Annotated in this window: 20 protein-coding genes, 1 tRNA gene and 1 pseudogene; 4 read left to right on the forward strand and 18 right to left on the reverse strand. The window is 42.1% G+C overall.

Annotated features, from left to right (window positions below; all coding sequences use genetic code 11):
• Window positions 1-13: 13 nt before the first annotated feature.
• The 9 genes from abc-f to ACSBQP_RS10565 all read right to left on the reverse strand — a co-directional run bounded on the left by abc-f (window position 14) and on the right by ACSBQP_RS10565 (window position 9,543).
• Window positions 14-1,573: a ribosomal protection-like ABC-F family protein gene (gene abc-f, locus ACSBQP_RS10525; protein WP_435028393.1), complete on the reverse strand. Its 1,560-nt coding sequence runs from the start codon at window positions 1,571-1,573 to the stop codon at window positions 14-16.
• 336 nt (window positions 1,574-1,909) lie between these two features.
• Window positions 1,910-2,680 (reverse strand): ABC transporter ATP-binding protein, encoded by a 771-nt coding sequence (locus tag ACSBQP_RS10530; RefSeq protein WP_046527391.1) that lies wholly within the window; start codon window positions 2,678-2,680, stop codon window positions 1,910-1,912.
• The gene (locus ACSBQP_RS10535; RefSeq protein WP_340968066.1) at window positions 2,674-3,492 is read right to left on the reverse strand and encodes an ABC transporter ATP-binding protein; all 819 of its coding nucleotides are present in this window, start codon (window positions 3,490-3,492) and stop codon (window positions 2,674-2,676) included. The genes ACSBQP_RS10530 and ACSBQP_RS10535 overlap by 7 nt, the downstream gene beginning before the upstream one ends.
• Window positions 3,455-4,342 (reverse strand): nickel/cobalt ABC transporter permease, encoded by an 888-nt coding sequence (gene opp1C, locus ACSBQP_RS10540; RefSeq protein ID WP_435028394.1) that lies wholly within the window; start codon window positions 4,340-4,342, stop codon window positions 3,455-3,457. The genes ACSBQP_RS10535 and opp1C overlap by 38 nt, the downstream gene beginning before the upstream one ends.
• Window positions 4,343-4,347: 5 nt before the next feature.
• Entirely contained in the window at window positions 4,348-5,277 is a 930-nt protein-coding gene (gene opp1B, locus ACSBQP_RS10545; protein WP_035389465.1) for a nickel/cobalt ABC transporter permease, read from the reverse strand.
• Between the two features lie 15 nt (window positions 5,278-5,292).
• Window positions 5,293-6,936: a nickel ABC transporter substrate-binding protein gene (gene nikA / locus ACSBQP_RS10550; protein ID WP_041091291.1), complete on the reverse strand. Its 1,644-nt coding sequence runs from the start codon at window positions 6,934-6,936 to the stop codon at window positions 5,293-5,295.
• Between the two features lie 124 nt (window positions 6,937-7,060).
• Window positions 7,061-8,230 carry a macrolide family glycosyltransferase gene (locus ACSBQP_RS10555; protein ID WP_129547833.1) on the reverse strand — a complete coding sequence of 390 codons (1,170 nt, stop codon included), beginning with the start codon at window positions 8,228-8,230 and terminating at the stop codon, window positions 7,061-7,063.
• Window positions 8,231-8,416: 186 nt separating this feature from the next.
• Complete coding sequence (locus ACSBQP_RS10560; protein WP_017359180.1) at window positions 8,417-8,968, reverse strand: hypothetical protein; 552 nt, start codon at window positions 8,966-8,968, stop codon at window positions 8,417-8,419.
• 499 nt (window positions 8,969-9,467) lie between these two features.
• Window positions 9,468-9,543, reverse strand: a tRNA-Arg gene (locus ACSBQP_RS10565).
• A gap of 253 nt (window positions 9,544-9,796) precedes the next feature.
• Between ACSBQP_RS10565 and clpP the strand changes: the two genes are divergently transcribed.
• Complete coding sequence (clpP, locus tag ACSBQP_RS10570; RefSeq protein WP_007500118.1) at window positions 9,797-10,393, forward strand: ATP-dependent Clp endopeptidase proteolytic subunit ClpP; 597 nt, start codon at window positions 9,797-9,799, stop codon at window positions 10,391-10,393.
• A 55-nt stretch (window positions 10,394-10,448) separates the two neighbouring features.
• On the opposite strand, the gene ACSBQP_RS10575 is transcribed toward clpP, so the two are convergent.
• Window positions 10,449-11,027 carry a TIGR00730 family Rossman fold protein gene (locus ACSBQP_RS10575; RefSeq protein WP_129547907.1) on the reverse strand — a complete coding sequence of 193 codons (579 nt, stop codon included), beginning with the start codon at window positions 11,025-11,027 and terminating at the stop codon, window positions 10,449-10,451.
• 136 nt (window positions 11,028-11,163) lie between these two features.
• Between ACSBQP_RS10575 and ACSBQP_RS10580 the strand changes: the two genes are divergently transcribed.
• On the forward strand, window positions 11,164-11,505 hold the full coding sequence (locus ACSBQP_RS10580; RefSeq protein WP_008347798.1) for a MazG nucleotide pyrophosphohydrolase domain-containing protein: 342 nt from the start codon (window positions 11,164-11,166) through the stop codon (window positions 11,503-11,505).
• 224 nt (window positions 11,506-11,729) lie between these two features.
• On the opposite strand, the gene ACSBQP_RS10585 is transcribed toward ACSBQP_RS10580, so the two are convergent.
• Both ACSBQP_RS10585 and ACSBQP_RS10590 read right to left on the reverse strand, forming a co-directional pair.
• Window positions 11,730-13,352, reverse strand: a complete 1,623-nt coding sequence (locus ACSBQP_RS10585; protein ID WP_136944566.1) for a SulP family inorganic anion transporter — start codon at window positions 13,350-13,352, stop codon at window positions 11,730-11,732.
• 37 nt (window positions 13,353-13,389) lie between these two features.
• On the reverse strand, window positions 13,390-13,971 hold the full coding sequence (locus ACSBQP_RS10590; RefSeq protein ID WP_025208023.1) for a beta-class carbonic anhydrase: 582 nt from the start codon (window positions 13,969-13,971) through the stop codon (window positions 13,390-13,392).
• 563 nt (window positions 13,972-14,534) lie between these two features.
• On the opposite strand from ACSBQP_RS10590, the gene ACSBQP_RS10595 reads away from it, so the two are divergent.
• Window positions 14,535-15,512: a 2-hydroxyacid dehydrogenase gene (locus ACSBQP_RS10595; RefSeq protein WP_035390199.1), complete on the forward strand. Its 978-nt coding sequence runs from the start codon at window positions 14,535-14,537 to the stop codon at window positions 15,510-15,512.
• Between the two features lie 342 nt (window positions 15,513-15,854).
• Window positions 15,855-16,181: pseudogene (locus tag ACSBQP_RS10600) on the forward strand (ribonuclease); the annotation flags it as partial.
• Between the two features lie 52 nt (window positions 16,182-16,233).
• On the opposite strand, the gene ACSBQP_RS10605 reads toward ACSBQP_RS10600, so the two are convergent.
• From ACSBQP_RS10605 to ACSBQP_RS10630, 6 genes are read right to left on the reverse strand one after another with little or no spacing between them, the layout of a single operon-like run.
• Window positions 16,234-16,977, reverse strand: coding sequence for an arylamine N-acetyltransferase family protein (locus ACSBQP_RS10605; protein ID WP_341042187.1), 744 nt, complete (start codon window positions 16,975-16,977; stop codon window positions 16,234-16,236).
• Between the two features lie 39 nt (window positions 16,978-17,016).
• Window positions 17,017-17,274 carry an HPr family phosphocarrier protein gene (locus tag ACSBQP_RS10610; protein ID WP_008348124.1) on the reverse strand — a complete coding sequence of 86 codons (258 nt, stop codon included), beginning with the start codon at window positions 17,272-17,274 and terminating at the stop codon, window positions 17,017-17,019.
• A 26-nt stretch (window positions 17,275-17,300) separates the two neighbouring features.
• Window positions 17,301-18,251, reverse strand: coding sequence for a DNA-binding protein WhiA (whiA, locus tag ACSBQP_RS10615; RefSeq protein ID WP_008348125.1), 951 nt, complete (start codon window positions 18,249-18,251; stop codon window positions 17,301-17,303).
• 17 nt (window positions 18,252-18,268) lie between these two features.
• Window positions 18,269-19,228, reverse strand: coding sequence for a gluconeogenesis factor YvcK family protein (locus ACSBQP_RS10620; RefSeq protein ID WP_008348128.1), 960 nt, complete (start codon window positions 19,226-19,228; stop codon window positions 18,269-18,271).
• Entirely contained in the window at window positions 19,229-20,116 is an 888-nt protein-coding gene (rapZ, locus tag ACSBQP_RS10625; protein ID WP_048001986.1) for an RNase adapter RapZ, read from the reverse strand.
• A 39-nt stretch (window positions 20,117-20,155) separates the two neighbouring features.
• Entirely contained in the window at window positions 20,156-20,620 is a 465-nt protein-coding gene (locus ACSBQP_RS10630) for an 8-oxo-dGTP diphosphatase (protein WP_008348133.1), read from the reverse strand.
• Window positions 20,621-20,804 lie beyond the last annotated feature (184 nt).

Genomic DNA, 20,804 nt, shown 5'->3' on the forward strand with positions numbered 1-20,804 from the left:
ACAGGGGCTTTTTTTATGACTCTAACAACTTCTTTCTTTTTAACAATGCTTGAAACGTCTCTTCAAGCTCACGAGAAGGCTCGATGCTTAAACGACTGAGCACTTCAGACAGCTGCATATCAATCAGCAGGAGCTCTTCTTCTTTCTTTGTAGCAACTGGCTTTTCTTCCTTTTGTTTATATTCTTCATAGGTGCCATCAAAGCGTTCAATGGTCCCCTCGTGCACATGAAGAATACGAGTAGCCACCTGCTCAATGAGCCTCCTGTCGTGGGAGACAAACACAACTGTGCCCGGGTAATCTTTTAAAAGTCCTTCAAGCGCTTCAACTGCCGCAAGGTCTAAAAAGTTCGTCGGTTCATCAAGCATCAGAACATTGGCATCACTGACGAGCAGCTTGGCAAGCATCGTCTTCACCCGTTCCCCGCCGCTTAATACGTTCGTCAGCTTATACACATCGTCTCCCCGAAACCCAAGTCTCGCTAAAACGGTGCGAACGACAGTCTCATCTTGAATCGCCTGTTCCAGTGCATTTTGTAAGATCGATTCATCTAGATTCAGTTCTGAAAGATCTTGGCTGAAATAACCAATCTTCACGGCTTCTGAACGAAAAATCCCGGGATGACCGTTTACAAGCATTCGGAGAAATGTCGTTTTACCGCTCCCATTCTTCCCAATGATCGCGACTTTGTCTCCGCCTCTTACTTCTACATTCGCCTTTTTCCAAAGGACTTTATCTCCTGCCTTGCCATCTACATGTTCGACACGAAAAATGGTGCGGCTTGCCACTTCCTTCATGGTGTGCTGCGTCATTTGAAGAGGCTGGGCTTCCTTTACCTTCTCCACCTTTTCTAATTTCTCCATTCTTGTTTCGATGGATTTGGCTGTTTTTTGAAGCTTTTTTTGCTTGTTTGCATAGTAAGGCTTTGCAATTTTAGGCCCCGAGGATTTCAGCTTTGGAGATGGCTTTGTCGCTTTGTCGGCCTTTTTCATTTTCTTTTGCATGGCATGTTCTAACTGTTTTTTCTTTTGGGTATACGCCTCGTACGCCTCCATTTGCTGACGATGTTCGAGTTCTTTTTCCCGGGCAAAATCGCTGTAGTTGCCTTTGTATGGTTTGAGTTTCCCATCCTCCAATTCCCAAATGTCTGTACATAACGCATCTAAAAAAGCACGGTCATGCGAGACGACAATCAGAGCACCTTGATGATAACGAAGCTTTTCTTCTAGCCACTCAATATGCTCCGTATCTAAGTGAGTCGTGGGTTCATCGGCTAATAAAAGGGCAGAAGGCCGACTTAAAGCTCTCTCAATATAAGCTTGAGTCATCTCTCCGCCACTTTGTCTGCCATCTCCTGTCTTTAGTTGAGGAAGCAGCGTACAAGTTGTAGTGTGTGCAAATGTGCCGCTGTCTGGTTTTTCCCTACCCGCCAGTACATGGAGCAATGTCGTTTTCCCACTGCCATTCGTTCCCACAAGGCCGATTCGGTCCCCTTGATGAATGGCCAGCTCCTCTATATCAAATAACAAGCGATCCTTTCTAAATACTTTTAATTGGTGGGCTCTCAGTAACATCCAACCCTCTCCTTTCGTATCAGGAGACATGAAAAAGCCTCCCATTCTCAGAATAGGAGGCAAAATGGTGTACAAAAATAAGAGCGTATCGATACAGAATGACATGCGGTTCATCAAATAAGCACACATATCCCCCGTATCCATCACTTCAATCTTTGATTCCCAAGCTGTACCATCCTATTCCGAAGCTAAAAAATGAAAACGCAGCAAACATAGCAACACATATCGTTTGCTCACTGCCTTCGTTCTTTCATTTTGCTTACAGGTCATAGGATTAGTACTTCATTGCATTGGGTCACCCTTCCGTCGTTTGTTACGTATACGATAAAAGATTGGTTATTTTTTGTCAAGCTGAAAAGGCATGAGTGAGTCTATTAGCTTGAGCGTAAATGGATGAGTCGCTTCAAACAGCTGGTCACTTTTACATTCTTCCACAAGTTTTCCCTCATGTAAAAAAAGAAGTCGATCACATAAATAAACGGCTGCCTCTAGATCATGGGTAATCATGAGAATGGTCATATCTAACTCTTGCTTTAATGTCTCAAGAAGCTCCAATATTTGAACTTGGACAGAAACGTCAAGTGAGCTAAGGACTTCATCTAAGATGAGAATGGCTGGATTCGTCGATATGGCTCTTGCTATGCATACACGCTGGAGCTGACCGCCGCTTAGCTGATGAGCATATTGATTTAGCAAAGACGATGGAAGTCTTACTTGCTTGAGCAGGGACAACACTTTTTGGTTCATATTCATGTTTCGCTTTATTATTTGCATGGGTTCTGCTATGATCTCTTTCACTGTAAAGGAAGGATGGACAGAAGATAGATAATCCTGAAAAACAACACTCATTTCCCCCCGGTTCATCTTACGCCATGTATGAGCTGGCCATCCATCTATCTTTATCTCTCCGCCGTCTAATGTTTCTAAACCAAGCAGCGTACGTGCTATTGTACTTTTACCACTACCGCTCTCACCGACTAACCCGACACATTCACCTTCTCCAACCTGAAATGAAACCTGAGCTATGCGTGCTATGGATTCCTCTTTATGAAAAAAGCGCCCTTTATCTTCTCCATGTTTAAGTAGTTGATTTGCTGTGATCAGCATGGGAATGCCCTCACTCTCTTCTGCTGCCTCAGTGCTTCAAGGGGTGCCGATAAGCGAAGCCTCGTTTCTAGTAAATGCCTCGTTTGAGGATGCTCAGGTGATGTAAATATCTCTTTTGCATGACGATGCTCAAGCATCTTCCCTTGGTGCATCACCAACAATTCATCAGCGATTGCCTGAACGACGCCTAAATCATGAGAAATGATGATCAAGGCAGCTCCTGTTTCTTCTTTCAGCCTCTGTAATTGTGTGATGACTTCGCGCCGGTTATATGCATCTAATGATGCTGTAGGCTCATCGGCAATGATCACGTCAGGAGAAAGCATGATCGTAATGGCAATCATGACACGTTGAAGCATTCCTCCCGACAGCTCATGAGAATATTTTTTCATTAACATATGCGGATTGTTTAAATGGACACGTTCTAGCCCAGTGATCGCATGTGCTGTCCCTTCTTTTCCACGTAAACCCAAATGCCGCTGGAACGTTTCAAGTATTTGATGACCAATTGTTTCAATTGGATTGAACGCATTCATAGCATCTTGTGGAATGTAGCCAATTCGCTTTCCTCTCCACTGCTGTGCAGTCTGACTTGTCAATTTTTCACCGTCAAACAAAATGGTCCCAATCATCTCTAGCGAAGGAGGGATAAGGCCAATTAATGCTTTTGCAACGGTTGATTTTCCGCTTCCACTTTCTCCAATAACGCCTAAACAACGTTGTCTATGTAATGTAAACGTGATATTTGCCGCCAAATCCTTTTGTTGAATCGGATCATGTACGGACAGGTTTTTTATCTCGATGAAAGGCAAATCGTCTCCCCCTTTTTTTGTTGCTAAGATGCATGGCAGGGTTCATGACCTGCTGAAGACTGTCTCCTAAAAAATTCAGTGCCATGACCACAAATAAGATCGCAAGTCCAGGCGGGAGCATATGAGCCGGGTGCGTCACCATGACATTCTTCGCCTCGTTGAGCATCATGCCCCATTCCGGTGTAGGTGCACTCACACCTAATCCAAGAAAAGACAGAGCAGAAATATTTAAAATGACCCAGCCTGCGTCAAGTGTAGCAAAGACAGCTATCTCTCCTGAGATGCGAGGAAATAGATGTTTTCGAAGGATATAAAAAGGTGAACCTCCAGATACTTTCGCAAACTGAACAGATGGTTCATTCGTATATTGCAGGACTGACGAACGAATCATCCTTGTATACCAAGCCCATTTTGCAAGGACATTGGCCAAAATAATATTGAAAAGCCCAGGTCCCATAATGCCCACAACAGCCAAAATCATCACCTCTGCTGGAAATGACAGCATGACATCACATATTCTCATCAACACTTCATCAACTTTCCCTCTAAAAAAGCCAGCTAAGAGTCCAAGTATCGTGCCAATGAGCATCGTGATACACATTGTCAGCACGGCAGCAAGCATCGTTGTCCGAATACCATATAAGAGCCGGGACAATACGCATCTCCCCAGCTGATCGGTTCCGAGGGGATATGTTAGACTCACACCAGCATATTTTTGAAGAATGTTCGTGTCAGTTGGGTCATGCGGCGCTAGAAACGGTGCAAACAGCCCAGCTAATGTGACAAGTACCAAAAGCCAGATAGACAGAATAGCCATTCGATCTTTTCTTAATTGATTCCATACGATCAAATTTTTTAGACCTCCTTTCTTAACTGCGGGTTCATGATCATTTGTATGACATCAGCAACGAGGTTGCACACAACGAACAGGCATCCCATCACAAACAAATAGGCTTGAATAATAGGGAAATCGGCATGAAAAATAGCTGTTACACACAAACGGCCAACCCCTGGCCAAGCAAAGAGATTTTCAATAATGACGGTTCCTGCAATGAGCTTTGGTACTGACATACCGAGTGCTGTTACTGCTAGTTGAAGGGCATGTCTCATCACCTTCAATTGAATGGTTCGTTCCTTTAAACCACGAGCTCTTGCATAAAAAACAAAGGGCTCGTGCTGAAACTTTAGGATTTGATTTCGAATGAGTCTCACATAGGTCGATAAGTAGCCAAGTGATAAAGTCATCGCTGGCAAAAGAATCGATTTAAATCCTTCCATTCCACTCGTGTTGACCCAGTTAAATTTGACTGAAAAAAGCCAGATAAACAAAATGCCCAACCAAAAACTAGGCATGGAAGCTGCAATAAACACAAATGCTCTCACGATTCGATCCAACCATGTATGTGCCGCATATGCACATACCATTCCGAATAACAAACTCAGCACAATAATAAACAAAAGGGACATCCCTGCAAGCTGTAAAGTCGCAGGAAGTGCCTCCATCATCAGGTCAAGTACAGGCTCATGTGTGACATAACTACTGCCAAAATCACCTGTTAATCCGTCTTTAAGCCATGTGACATAGCGTATGAAAAACGGTTGATCTAAGCCTAGCTCTTGACGCATAGATTCAACCATCTCTTCCGTTGGGGTTACTTGGTTCACACGTAAAGCGACCTCAGCTGGATCACTCGCACGCATCGCAAGTAGCACAAACGCAAAAAACGTAATGAATACAATGAGCGGCAAAAGAAGCAATAATCGTTTTATGATATAGCGTGTCATGTCTCAGCCTCCGATTTATGACGAAAAATACATTCGATCAAAGGGAATTTCATACTGAGATACATGAAAATCTACACCTTTGAGGCGCTTATTATAAACGGCCTTTGTCACAGAATAGGAAATAGGGATATACACATTTTCATCATGAATATACGTCAAAATATCTCGGTACATTTGTGCCCTCTTTTGCTCATCCGGCTCCACCAATACTTTCGTAATGGTCTCATCCAGCCACTTTTTCTTTTTCAATCCTAACTGAGCTTGATAATCAGCATGGGATGCAACACGGAATGAAGAGACGTATGTTTGAGGGTCATAAGGAAGTCCCCAAGATAGAGAGTACATAAGATCAAACTTTCCTGTTTTTTGACGATCTAAAAATGCCTGTTTTTCTTCACCTCTAATATCCAGCTTGATTCCAACCTGCTTGAAGTCCTGCTGAATCGATTCACTAATCGTTCTTTCACCTGCATTATCCGAATTATAATAAATGGTCACGCTGAGCGGCTTGTCTTTTTGATAGCGATAGCCGTCTTCTTTTAGCTTCCAGCCTGCCTCATCTAATAATGCCTCTGCTTTCTTTTTTTGATAGGTTTTCTTTTTAAGCGGAATATTTGCGTAAGGGACTGATGGGGCGAGCAGTGTATGTGCCACCTGTTCAGTTCCATTTAAAATCCCTTCTGTAATCATCTCTTTTTGAATGGCATATTGAAATGCTTCTCTTACTTTTGGATCTTGTGTTATTGGTTGATTGGAGTTGATTACAATAGATCTTGAACCAACAGGAGGACTCACAGTCACACCATATTGACCAGCTTCTTTTAAAGCCTGAAATGAATCTCCATCAATCATGTCACCATCTGCTCCAAATAAGAGATCAACCTCCCCTTTTTGAAGAGCGAGTAAAATGGTTTGATGATCTGGCATGACCTTCCATTTCACCGTTGAAATCTTTGGATTCTTTCCCCAATAGTGATGATTCACTTCAAAAATGGCATATTGATTTTTCTTATGTTCCTTTAACACATAAGGACCTGTACCTGCATAACCTTTTACGCCTTTTGATGTGGTGCCATCAATAAAGCTTTTGGGAGAAATAAAACGGAATGGACGTGTTAAACCAAGTTCTTCTAATGTTGGATAATAGGGCTCCTTCAATGTGAGAACAAAAGTATGTTCATCTACAGCCTTTGTGGATTTAATTTCTGACACGAGATTGAGCCAAGCATTTTTTTCAATATTTTTGACAACTGCATCAATATTCATTTTGACAGCCTTCGCATTAAATGGCTCACCATCTGAAAAAGTCACGTTTTCTCGAAGATGAAATGTGTAGGTTTTTCCATCTTTAGAAATATCCCAGCTTTGGGCCAGGGCAGGTTGAATGCCTTTTTCCGTATTCACAACAAGCGATTCAAACACCATATTTTGAGCGGCCATCTCCCCGCCATATAGATGGGGATTAATGTCTCTTATATCTTTTGTACTTGCATACACCAGTTCATCATCTTCTCTTCCACTTAAACTGGAAGAGGTCTTATTTTCAGAACAAGATGCCAATAGAAAACAAGCCATGACTGAAAACAGCATCAAGGTATATGTCACAAAGGACTGCTTTTTCTCGTCCTTTTTCTTTATGTAATCAGGTTGATGATTCATATGTACTTCCCCCAAATGTTCATTTTATCGTAATCATTACGATTATTAATCGAAATGATTACGAATTGAATATTAGCATACAGATCTGGGAAATACAATGGCTTTTTTCACCGAAAAAACAGACTCATGATTGAGTCTGTTTCGCTTGCATAAACTGATCAATGACACGTAATGCTTTTTCTGTTCCACCTGCTGTTTGGAAACTTTCTTCAATCTTTTCAATCCCAGCACGATATGTGTCACTTCCGAGTACACTCTCTACAGTATCTCTCAGCTGTTTTGCTGTCAGCTGGTCTTTATCGAGTGCACGAGCAGCAGAGAGATCAGTCAGTCTTTTTGCCACCATCGGCTGATCTTTGTCAACCGGGATGACAACCATTGGAACATGATAATGAATACCTTCATTGACACTGTTCATCCCGCCGTGGGTCACAAACACATCTGTCAGTTCAAGGACTTCAAGCTGCGGCACATAAGGCTCGATAAGAAAATGAGATGGCGCTTCTTTTAGGAGAGACATGTCGATTTTTTCACCAGTTGCGAGAATCACTTTTCCATCAAAGTCGGCAAAAGCATCAATACACATATTAAAGAATGCTTCAGTATCTCCAAGAACCGTTCCCATTGAAATAAAGACGACCTTCTCTCGCTCAAGCGCTTCTAACGGGAAATCATGCTGGTCAGCACGTTTTAGAAAGCTCGGTCCAATGAAGACAAACGAATCATCCAATGCATCAACAGACGGCTGAAAATATTCACTTGTATACACCATATTCAGTTCTCCGCGGTTTTTCATGAATTGCATCAAATGTGTTGGCTGAACGCCAAAACGTTCATGTATTTCTTCTAACAGATGAGCCGCCTTCTCATCTTTTCTGTATAAAGGTGTATCAAAATGCGCCTCCTGCAGCACAAAAGAAGGATTCGAACCAATGCCTGGAATTTGTAAGTAATCCCGCACAAGCTCACCTGCTCCAAACATATCAAAATAGACCAAATCAAATGAATGCTGTTGAGAAAGAGTTTCCACCACTTCTAAAATGTCTAATGACGTTTGCAGCATGGCATGGAAAAATGGCTGCATGGACTCTAAATCGCTTTCTTCGACACTTAATGTGCGAATATAATCTGGATGTATATGTACGTGAGCGCCTAAGCGTTTGATCCGCTTTTGATAATGTTCAGTTGTGACCACATGCACTTCATCACCTCGATCAACAAATGCTCTTATCATTCCTAACATTGGGTTCACATGTCCTTCAGCTGGAAACGTAATCATTAAAACCTTCGCCACAAGAATCCTCTCCTTATTGTCAATTCTCTACCATGTTAATCTTATACAGTGATCGGGCTCAACAAATACGCCTGAAAAGGGGATAAATGAGACTTATGGCTAGTATTTTAAGAGGATAGCAGAAAAAAAGACAAAGCCTCCTGTTTAAGTGCTTTGTCTTTTAGATCGGATCTGATATTTTGATATTTATTCAAAGCAGGCTGAATACACATTTCCTATATTGAAAAATTCAAGTAGTGCTCTTTTTGCTTCAGGACTAGCATTTTTCGCTGCTTTATTTACAGCTGTTTTTACAGCATTCGCCTTACTTTTTCCTGCCTCTCTAGCCGCTTTATACGCTGGAATCAATGTTTTAACAAATTTTGTAGCACCTCCTGCAGCTTTTAATGCGGACTTGACTTTTGCGATTTTTGCTATCGGTATAACATTGGTTATAATGGCAGTTCCAACCGCGGAAATACAACCAACTACCCCCATAGTAACAACCTCACCTTGTCGTTGAAGAGGGATATTAGAGTTCTCTTCCAACCATTTAACTACAGCTTCATCCCCTTTGGCAATAACGCTGTCAGGTAAAGCTTCAATCGCCAATAAAACCTCTAGCAACTCTTGATACTCTTCATCCACTTCTGAATTAGGACTAATTGCTGTTGCATTCGCAGTAAAAATCGTTGACAATAGCATGAAAAGAGCTGTTATGAAGCATATTACACTCTTTTTATGAAAAATAGTTTTCATCCAATATACCCCTTCCTTGTTTATTTTTTGAATACGAGGTAAAAATATCATATTATAATAATTGTTTCAATTTTATAGATTCATATTGGAGGGATATTTTGTGAAAGTCTTGGAGAAATACAGTTATTTAATCATCATTCTTTGTCTGGCGGCAATGATAGTGACAAACTTCACTGTGAATGACAATATAGTAAAAAATACTGTATCCGTGATTGGATTTATCATTGTTCTTTTTACAATTATACCTGCGGCTATTTACAGGAAAGGCCAAAAAGGCAGGTAACCCCTTTATAGCAATCAACCCCATTCTTATGTTAAGAGTGGGGTTGATTTTATTATACTCGGATAGATGTTGCTGGCTTGCAGCCAAACCATTTTATCACTTGCTTATCCTAACTTTATTAGAAGAAAACGATCAATTCGATTAAACATAAAAAACCCCTCTTCATATGAAGAGGGATTCATGAAAGACCTTTATCATCGTAAGCAAGGTCAAGTACGCGCTCGGAGGGATTCGAACCCCCGGCAGACGTGGTACCGGAAACCACCGCTCTATCCAACTGAGCTACGAGCGCACGATATGTTTTTTAAACGTCAGCATATCAAATTATAAGGGAAATGCTGCAAGAAAGCAATGATTAATCGCTATCCCTGTCGATGCATTTTCTTCATTCCCATACATATACTCATATGATGGTTTGAAGTGGAAGAGTTTTGGGGAAAATGGATAGGGGTATTTGATTTTAGGTCAGCATTTTGTTTGACCTTTATTGACCAAAAATGTATCATTGAATTACATACTTACCTAAAAGGTGAAGGAGGAACATTATGAATTTAATACCTACAGTCATTGAGCAAACAAATCGTGGGGAAAGAGCTTACGACATTTATTCTCGTCTTTTAAAAGACCGTATTATCATGCTTGGTTCTGCGATCGATGACAATGTTGCCAACTCCATCGTATCACAGCTTCTCTTCTTAGAAGCCGAGGATCCTGAAAAAGATATCTCTATCTACATTAACAGCCCTGGCGGTTCGATCACAGCTGGTATGGCCATTTATGATACGATGCAATTTATTAAACCAAAGGTATCAACTATTTGTATTGGTATGGCTGCATCTATGGGTGCGTTCCTGCTTGCTGCTGGTGAAAAAGGTAAGCGTTATGCCCTTCCAAATAGTGAAGTGATGATTCACCAACCACTAGGTGGTGCGCAAGGTCAAGCAACAGAAATTGAAATTGCGGCAAAACGAATCCTTTCTTTACGCGATAAACTGAACCAAGTACTTGCTGAACGTACTGGTCAGCCAATTGAAGTCATTGAGCGTGATACAGATCGTGACAACTTCAAAACAGCGGAAGAAGCACTTCAATACGGACTCATTGACAAAGTCTTGACCCGTAATACAGAAGAACAAAAATAATCACAAAACAAACCGTCTGCTCTTTGAACAGACGGTTTTTTGTTATGCATCTATTTTAAGACAGCTCCGTCCATTTCTGCTGAAGAGACGGTGTTTGATAGGAAGCCATCTGTGACATCAATTCTTCCGGTTCTCCAGAGGCATGTAGTAATTGAAGATGTGATTCATTCGAAAAACCTTCCTGTACACTAAACTTCACCATGTCTATGAGCGGATTGAAATAGTCATTCACTTGATACAATCCGATTGGCTTTTGATGGATGCCAATTTGCGCCCAGCATAGCACCTCAAATAATTCTTCATATGTACCAAAACCACCTGGCATGGCAATAAACCCATCGGCCAGCTCGCTCATTTTCGCTTTTCGTTCATGCATCCCTTTGACTTCAATGAGTTCAGTGAGCTCTTGATGCACAACTTCTCCTCTAAAAAGCCCTTTTGGCATGACTCCGATCACTTGCCCGCCGTTTTTCAATACCTCATCCGCTATAGCTCCCATTAAGCCAATTCGTGAGCCACCGTATACAAGGCGGATTCCTTGCTCTGCCATATAAGCCCCTAGCTCGACAGCTTTTTGTTTGTAGATGTCATTCACACCTGGATTCGAACCAGCAAACACACAAATCGTTTTCATCAAAACAGCTCCATCTCTCTCTATGATTTCTTCACCCACTCATTCTACTATAATTCATTGTAAAGAAACAGCCGCTTCATCTATATATAGTGTAAAATCAGAAGATGAACACCATATAAGGAGCTGTATAAAGAGAATGCAAACAACTGAAATGGAAAAATGGATCAAAGATTTCTACAAAATGAGAAATTGGACAGAATACGGGCCGTTTATCAGGTTAGGTTTCCTGATGGAAGAAACAGGTGAACTCGCTCGCGCAGTCAGGGCGGTCGAAATTGGACGCGATCGACCTGATGAGAAAACACAGGAGGACGCTGCGTTAAGAAAGGACCTTATTGAAGAAATGGGAGATGTCTTAGGAAATCTACTTGTTCTAGCTGATCTCTATGATGTAACAGTAGAAGAGGTCTTCTCTTCCCATCAACAGAAACTCACACAACGGTTTTCTAGTGAAAAAGAGCAGGTAAAAAGCCCGTGACCGACATGTCACGGGCTTTGACAAAGGGCTAAAATGAACTTGATTTTAGCCCTTTGTCTTCTTTTCAGCGTGATAGAAAACCTTTGCAGTCTAGGAAGGACGAGTACCGGCGCGGAGCGAATTTGACATTCGTGAGCACCGGCACGCAGAACTGACAAAGAATGCGAGGGTTTGTCTATACGCTGAAGCACGTGACCGACATGTCACGTGCTTTTTTTAGCCTTTTATAGCTGCTGTGGTGAAATATCATCCGTTCGTTCAAAGAAATGCTGCTTTCCAATGTGATGGAAAAGACCGGTACGATGTAAAAGCTCTTTTGGCTGTGATTGAAGCCCTACAATCATCAATTTTCCATTGTGATGCTTTAAACGATTGGAAATGTTCATCAGAACCGCTTCTGCTGAGGTGTCCATATAATTCACTTTGTTCATAAGCAAAATGAGTGTTTTCGGCTTTGTCTGAACATGATCCAAAATCGAATTTTCCAATGAATCGGTTGTACCGAAAAAGAGTGGCCCTTCAATCGAATACATACTAACCCCTTTCTGATCGGTCTCCCTTTCTAAGGCAGCCGCCGTTTCGATTTGAGGAACAGCGACATTTGTGTGGATATTCGTTGTCTGGCTCATTTTTTTGATAAAGGCGATAAACGCTAAAATGAGACCTGCAGTCACCCCAATTATCAAATCACCGATGACCGTTAGCAGGAAGGTCACGACAAGCACAAGGGAATCCGCATTTTTGACTTTGACAATATTGATAAACTCTTTTTTCTCACTCATATTCCACGCCACAAACATCAAAATCGGTGCCATGGCAGCAAGTGGAATCATCGATGCATATGGTGCAAATAACATTAAGATGAGCAAGACAACGACACCATGCACGACTCCTGAAATGGGGCTTGCTCCACCATTTTTAATGTTTGTTGCCGTACGAGCAATCGCTCCCGTCGCTGGGATCCCTCCGAAAAGCGGTGCCGCCATATTGGCAATTCCTTGCCCGACAAGCTCCTTGTTGCTGTCATGCTTTGAGCCTTTCATATTATCAGCAACCATAGCTGACAAGATGGACTCCACGCCGCCTAAAAGGGCAATGACAATAGCCGGCGGCAGCAGATAAATCATTTTTTCAATCGTCAATTCAGGAAAAGCGAAAGTTGGCAGCTGACGAGGGATTTCGCCATATGCAGAGCCGATGGTTTCAACTTGTCCTTGAAAAAAGAGAACAGCTATAAATGTTGAAACGAGTAGACCTAATAGAGCACCAGGTATTTTGGGAATGTATTTTTGTGCCGCCAAAATCACGATGAGCCCAACAATCGCTGTGAGAATGGCGAAACTGTTTGCGGTACCAAGATGGACCACGATTTCTCTCATATTGAGGAAAAAGCTTTCATGCTTTTCAACACCCTTTAATCCGAGGAAGTTGGCAATCTGTCCTGAAAAAATAATGACAGCAATGCCGGCAGTAAAGCCGATGATAACCGGACGAGGAATAAATTTCATGAGCTTCCCTAGTTTGAATATTCCGAATAATACAAGCATACAGCCTGCCATAAAACCAGCAATGAGTAAGTTTTCAATACCGTACTGACTGACGATCCCGAATAAAATTGGAACAAATGCCCCGGTCGGTCCGCCGATCTGATACTTTGAACCACCAAACAATGAAATCAAAATGCCGGCAACGATGACTGTGTATAATCCGTATTCTGGTCCGACACCAGATGCAATGGCAAAAGCCATGCCTAAAGGAATTGCCACAACGCCCACGACAAGCCCAGCGATTAAATCGCGTCTAAACTTTGATGAATCATAACCTTCAAATCTTCCATAAAAACGCATGGTATGTGTTGGCCTCCTTCAAGTATGTGTAGATGATTTAGGTATACTGTGGGTCGATCTGTTTATCTTTTATAACGACATCCAGCTTTCCTGTTGCCGGATGAATCACTAGTCCATGAACAGCTACATCACTTGGCATGAGCGGGTGCTCTTTGACTAATTTCACACTTTGGGATACGCTCTCTTCCACTGAATCAAAGCCTGTCAGCCAGCCCTTTAAATCGACACCTGCGCTTTTCACAATGCTCAAACACTTTTCCTCAATTCCCCGTGCTTTTGCCTTTTCAAGTAAAGGGTCTGCCGCAAGGCCTGCCATTCCGCATTCATGATGGCCGACAATGCATACTTCCTCTGCTTTCAGCTCATAAATGGCTAGTAAAATACTCCGCATGACACTGCCAAATGGATGTGTGACGATGGCTCCTGCATTTTTAATGATCTTCGCATCACCATTACGAAGCCCCATGGATTGCGGTAATAATTCCAACAGGCGTGTATCCATACAAGTTAATATAACCAATTTCTTCTCAGGAAATTTTCCCGCCTTGAAAGGCTCATACTGTCTCTCTTTCACAAAATCTGCATTGTGCTGAAGAATCTGTTCTAATGTTGATCCCATCCTGTCATCTCCTATCTTTTTTAAGTGATTGTAACGCCTTACCTGGCCTCCTTTTCCCTTGTGTGTTCTCAAGCATAGAGAAGAAAAATGATAGAAAAAAAAGAAAAAAATGAGAAAACGATGAGAGAATATGTAAACATTTTCTCTATTTTGCTCTTTGTTCCGCTTCAGCACAGGGGATATGCGGCTTTTGCTTACAAACGATGGCTCTCATTTCACCAAAAGACGATGAAATGGTTTAGTAGAAAATGACCATCCCGTTTAATACACTGCAAATATAATAAATTTTCTACCAAAAAGTCTCGATCTATTTTCCAGTTTGTCAGATTATCTCCCGAAACATCTAGCATTTTTCTATGACTCATCTACTAATCACTCGTTTTTCTACATCATAAAAAGACATCAGATGGCCATGTCATTTACTCTTTCACTATAAAAATCTCTCCTTTTCCGTTATTTCAGTATATTAAATATTGAGCAGCTCATATTCAAACGTGTACTGCCAAAATGGTTGCTTTATAATAAAAAGAGAAAGATGACCATGTGAAAGGAGCGAGTTGATGATGAAACCACATATTTTTGTCGCCAAACCCTTACCTGCCTCTTTTGAAGACATGTTAAAAGAACATTGTACATATGAGGTATGGCAGTCAAAGGACCCGATCCCAAGAGATCTATTATTTGAGAAGCTGCAGAAGGCTGATGGCCTTTTAACATCAGGTACGAAAATTGATCAAGATTTATTAGATCATGCACCTCAACTCAAGGTGGTAAGCAATAATTCAGTCGGCTATGACAATTTTGATCTAGAAGCCATGAGACAAAGAGGCGTGATTGGTACGCACACGCCTTATACACTCGATCATACCGTTGCTGATCTTGCCTTTTCGCTCATTCTCTCTTCTGCGAGGAGAATTGCCGAGCTTGATCGTTTTATCCGCAAGGGAAAATGGACAAAATTTGTTCAAGAAGAAGATATATTCGGCATTGACGTCCATCATCAAACGCTTGGGATCATTGGAATGGGACGAATCGGAGAGCAAGTAGCCAAACGAGCCGCTCATGGTTTTGATATGAACGTCCTCTATCACAACCGGAGCCGGAACGAGAAAGCCGAATCGGCCTACGGCGCTGTATATTGTGCACTGGATGACTTGCTGAAGCAAGCTGATATCATTGTGTTAATCACACCGCTGACGGATGAGACGTACCATATGATAGGAGAGCGGGAATTGAAATTAATGAAGCCGACAGCTTTATTTGTGAACATCTCCCGCGGAAAAACCGTCGATGAGAAAAGCCTCATTCAAGCACTACAGGAAGGGTGGATTAAAGGAGCTGGTCTGGATGTGTATGAGCAAGAACCGCTTCAGGAAGATCATCCTTTCAAGGAGATGGACAATGTCACACTTGCCCCGCATATCGGTTCCGCTACTGAAACGACAAGAGATCTTATGCTGAAACGAGCCATTCATAATGTGATTCACGGAATTGACGGTAAAGCCCCTGTTGATATTGTGAAGGAGCTTGCCTCATCTTAATTGAAAAAAGGCGCAGGGAACTGCGTCTTTTTGTTTACGTCATCTAGAGACAGTAGGTCAAAAAGCCTCATTTTGTCCAATCTCCTGATTCTTTACATTCTCTTCATATGCCGGTGCTATAATATGAGGTAGACAAGCATCAAGAGGACGGCATCCCATTTCCTTTTGAGGAGGATCAAGATGAAAAAAATAAGTTCGATTTTTACTCTGTTCGCTCTGATTGCTGCCATTCTGTTTTCTGGATTTATCCCGCAGCAAGCCCATGCAGAAACACCACTTACACCAACAGCCACAAATGAAACTGCTTCCGTACAGCTTGCACCAGACCTTCGTACCCTTGCCGTCATTAATACCTTTGATGGTGTAGCAGATTACTTAATCCGCTATAAACGACTACCTGATAATTACATCACCAAATCACAAGCGAGCGCCCTCGGATGGGTGGCATCAAAAGGAAATTTAGCTGAAGTCGCGCCGGGCAAAAGCATCGGTGGAGACGTATTCTCTAATCGAGAGGGACGCCTTCCATCAGCTAGCGGCCGTACATGGCGTGAAGCCGACATCAACTACGTCTCCGGCTTCCGTAATGCTGACCGCCTAGTGTATTCAAGTGACTGGCTCATTTATAAAACAACCGATCACTATGCGACATTTACGAGGATTCGTTAATCATTATAAAAAGACAGCCCTAAGTCAAAAGGGCTGTCTTTTTTCATATTGTTTACGGAAGCAGTTTTTGTACGTACTCCTCAAACGGTTGTGAGAGTGGTTTCTTCGATACTTCTTCCTGTTCATGTATCGTGACATGATCCTCTGTCACGATCACACGACCTGTTGGTGTCAGTTTGGATGCAAGCGGTCTTTTGTTAAAAGGAGAGGCTTCATTTTCATAAATCTCATGCCTCAATTGCACAAGTGTATCTTCACCGACTTCTTTCAATGTGAAAGCATAACCTGTTTCAGCACCTGCTCCCCTATCCAATTGGAGTAGATGGGTTCCTTTTTCTGTTTCCTCTGCGTTCACTCGAAAACGAAGAGACGGTGCTTCCACCCATTCACCTGTAAAAGGGACGGGCTGAAGGGGTAAATTCACACCAAATCCGGCATCAATGAGGTAGCGCTCATGGTGATGTTGAAGGACGATGGCTACATGCGTCCCATCCAGTGCCCACTTCTCTGCTTCTTTGTTATATACGGTCCCTTGAACGAGCTGTACGGCGAGACCTGCCTCTTTTAAGACATAATATAAGAGCGGATTGAGGTCATAGCAAAGCCCACCTCTGCTGCCTTCCAGAAGATGATGCTTCAAACCTTCTTGATCCAAAGCATAGGCGTGTTTACCCACCACAGATCTATTTTCAAAAGGAAAGGTATAAGCCATCTTCCTTAGTAAATCCGGTAATTGATCAAACGTAATGGACGCAGCTTCGTATCCAATTTTCTGTAAAAAGGCTGATTGAATCACAACTTTCCCTCCTAAAAAAACTGAGCCCTTGAAAGAGACTCAGTTTTCTTGATTGATAAAATCCGTTAACGCATCGATGGCTTCTTGTTCATCTGCTCCATCAGCTATTAGTTTGACGGTGACCCCAGAGCTGATCGCAAGACTCATTAGTCCCATAATACTCTTCGCATTGACCTTTTTCCCATCTTTCTCTAGAAAAATATCAGCACCAAAACGATTGGCTTCTTGAACGAACAAAGCAGCCGGACGTGCCTGCAAACCCGTTTTCAGCTGAATTGTGACCGTTTTTTCCACCATATGATCTGCCTCCCTTTTTTATTTCCCTATTTGAGTGTAACAGCTTGTCCGTTTCTTAATTGTTCTGCAATTTGATCTAGCTTTCTTAAACGGTGATTAATGCCTGATTTGCTGATCTTGCCGCTTTCCACCATTTCGCCAAGTTCCTTTAGTGTGACTTCTTGGTAGTCAATACGCAGTTGCGCAATTTCACGCAGCTTATCTGGCAGGGCGTCTAGTCCAATCTTTTCGTCAATGAATTGAATATTTTCAACCTGGCGCAGTGAGGCACCGATCGTTTTATTCAAGTTTGCTGTTTCACAATTGACGAGCCGGTTCACAGAATTCCTCATATCTCGGACGATGCGCACGTCTTCAAAACGAAGCAATGAGTTATGAGCACCCACAACACTTAAGAATTCCGTAATTTTCTCCGCTTCCTTCATGTATGTGATAAATCCTTTTTTGCGTTCAAGTGTTTTACTGTTAAGATGGAATTGATTCATGAGCTCACAAAGGGCATCATTATGTTCTTTGTATAGTGAAAAAATCTCAAGGTGATACGAAGAGGTTTCTGGATTATTCACAGAACCTCCTGCTAAAAAAGCACCTCTCATATAGGAACGCTTGCAGCATCTTTTCTTCACAAGTTCTTCTGAAATGTTGCGTTCAAATACAAATTGTTCACCTAATATCTTCAGGTCCTCTAAAATGGTTTTCGCTCGTTCTACCAGTCTGACAATATACACATTATTCTTTTTTAATCTCATTTTTTTACGAACGAGCAGCTCAACGGTCACATCGTATTTCTTTTTCAAAAGGGTATAAATACGTCTTGCAATGGCTGCGTTCTCTGTCTGTATATCTAAAATCAATTTTCGATTAGAAAAAGATAATGAACCGTTCATACGGATGAGGGCAGAAAGCTCTGCTTTTGTGCAGCAGTCCTTCACTTCCAGATTAGTCAGCTCTTTTTTTGTTTCGGATGCAAATGACATCCTTGCCACCCCCATTCCTATTTTTTCTGATGCAGCAAATCGACAAGCAGCGCGGCTACTTTCAGCGTATCATGACGAATCACATGCTGGTCATATGTAATAATTTCCCCAGGGATGACTTCTAGTCCCATGGCTTTGAGTACATCTGTGTCGAACTGTACAGGCTGCGCCTGTTCTTCTGCATATTTTGCTTTGATTTCTTCTGGAATTTCTTTATTGTTCACAAATATCGTATCGATAAATGGTCGGTCCATATGATCGTTTAGTGCCTGCACATGATCAGCTGCACTGTAGGAAAGCGTTTCCCCCGGCTGTGTCATGACATTGCAAATATAGACTTTTTTCGCCTTAGAACGAATCACTTCTTCGCCAATATGCGGTACAAGCAAGTTTGGCAAGATACTTGTATACAAGCTGCCAGGTCCAAGGACGATCAAGTCGGCTTCACGAATGACTTGAATCGATTCTGGGAGCGGCTCAATCGTATCGGGTGTGAGGAACACTCGTTTAATTCGCTCACCATAGGTTGGGATTTTTGATTCTCCTGTTACCACTTGCCCGTTTTCTAATTCCGCATGAAGAACAACACTTGAATTCGCTGCTGGCAATACTTTTCCTCTCACATTTAAGACCTTGCTCATTTCTGTGACGGCATGAAAAAAATCACCGGTTATATTCGTCATAGCCGCAAGAATGAGATTGCCGAGAGAGTGGCCTGTTAAGTCATTCCCTTTATTAAAACGGTGCTGAAATAAATCTTCTACAAGCGGTTCAACATCAGAGAGAGCTGCAAGGACATTCCGAATATCGCCTGGAGGCGGAATATTCAAATCATGTCGCAGTCTGCCTGAGCTGCCTCCATCATCAGCTACCGTCACAATGGCGGTAATGTCCACTGGCTTTGTCTTTAATCCTCTAAGTAAAACAGATAAGCCAGTGCCTCCGCCAAGAATGACAACCTTTGGTAGTGTCGTCATCTATTTTCTACTTCTCTTTTCAATGTCCCGGTGAGTGACATGAGTATAGTAGTCATTTTTAAAATACTCCGATAAGTAGTTCGCTAGCGTCACTGATCGGTGCTGTCCGCCTGTACAGCCAATAGCGATCACCAGCTGACTTTTCCCTTCTCGTTTATAGGACGGAAGCATAAAACTGAGAAGGTCAATTAATTTCTCTGTGAATTTTTGTGTCTCGCTCCATTTCATGACATAGGAGCGCACTTCTTCATCGTTTCCGGTCTGTGGACGCATACTCTCAATATAGTAAGGATTCGGCAGGAATCTCACATCAAATACAAGATCAGCATCAATTGGCAAGCCGTACTTAAAGCCAAATGACATCACATTCACTGTAAACACTTGCCCCTGATTCGTAGCAAAGTGTGTGACAATCTTTTCTCGAAGCTGTTTCGGTTTTAAATCCGATGTATCAAAAATCATTTGAGCCCGGCCTTTTAACTCTTCTAACAGATCGCGTTCCATCTCAATTCCTTCGAGCGGCAAACCTGTAGTCGCAAGGGGATGAGAACGTCTCGTTTCTTTATATCTTGAGACAAGCACCTTATCGTTTGCATCTAAAAATAGAATCCTTGGTGTGATCCAGCCGATATCACTCATCTCATCTAAGGCAGCAATTAAGCTATCAAAGAATTCGCGTCCACGCAAATCCATCACAAGGGCCACCTTGCTCATCTTTGAATTTGATTCCTTCATGAGCTCTAGAAACTTCGGTAAAAGTGATGGCGGTAAGTTATCCACACAAAAGTAACCTAAGTCTTCAAAGCTTTGGATGGCAACGGTTTTCCCCGCACCTGACATTCCTGTAATAATCACAAGCTGAATATCATCTTGTTTGTGCGTATTCATGCCTGCTCCCTCTCCTTCTTTATGAAAACGGTTCATTTATTAGTCTCCTTGAGGATCTAATCGATAAGCAATCAGCTCAAAATCTGGTGTATACGTAAAAGTGCCGTGGAGTAATCCTTTCCCTTTCAACATGAAGTCAAGAATGTGGGAATCTCCTGGAGCCATCGGCAAGCTGGGCACATCTTTTACATCATGCCATTTTAAAATGCCTTCCTCCGACTCTGATACGTTTTTTCCTGTAAAGGAATCTGCCATAAAGGTGAACATCATCCACTCTTGAACGATTTGATCGCCTTCTTTTATGATAAAGGTAAATACGCCTTTTAGCTGCGGATTTAAAATATAAATGCCTGTTTCTTCTCTAAATTCTCGAACGACTGAATCCTTGACCGATTCTCCGCTCTCCATTTTGCCGCCAGGTGCTACCCACCAGCCTCGTCTTGGCTTTTGCAGCAAGAGAACTTGATCTTCGTGATGCAGCACACAATTGGTTACTCGTTGCATCAGCTGTCACCTACTCTTTTATGTCTTTTTCTTATTATACAGGTTCATCATGACTCCCACAATGAACATGCCCGTTCTTCACTGAAAACAGACAGGTTTTCGTATGATTATGGTGACGGGCACTTTCTCTATTCTTTATTTTACAACATCTAACGGTTCTCCATGCGTCATTTGTGAACATCTC

Origin of the sequence: Bacillus sp. G402, assembly GCF_051172515.1 — a bacterium.
GTDB lineage: Bacteria > Bacillota > Bacilli > Bacillales > Bacillaceae > Bacillus > Bacillus altitudinis.